The 282-nt window shown below is 42.6% G+C and carries 1 protein-coding gene; it reads left to right on the top strand.

Annotated features, from left to right (window positions below; genetic code table 11):
* Positions 1-43: 43 nt before the first annotated feature.
* On the top strand, positions 44-282 hold a 239-nt coding region (locus tag AB4585_RS27830), incomplete at its 3' end, for a LapD/MoxY N-terminal periplasmic domain-containing protein (RefSeq protein ID WP_372171987.1).

Raw genomic sequence — 282 nt, 5'->3', positions numbered from 1 at the left:
ATATACAAAACTGCTCATCAGTATCTCACTTACCTTCAGTTTATTGTTTGTAGGTTTGTTCTACGTCGATTATCACCAATCTCGTCAATTCATTGCACAGAAGCAATTTTCAGAGGTGAAGAATGCGATCAATACTGTAGGTCTCGCCCTCTCTCCCTACCTAGAAGACAATGATCCGGTCGCTGTAGAAACAGCGGTCAATGCCCTATTTGACGGGAGTTCTTTTTCTTCTGTCAGAGTGGTGATGCTACAAACGGGTGATGAGATAGTAAGAAGCTATCC

The organism is Vibrio sp. 10N.222.49.C9 (genome assembly GCF_041474985.1).
GTDB lineage: Bacteria > Pseudomonadota > Gammaproteobacteria > Enterobacterales > Vibrionaceae > Vibrio > Vibrio crassostreae_C.
Note: the sequence above shows the minus strand (reverse complement) of the source record. Positions and strands in the feature narration are given on the sequence as shown.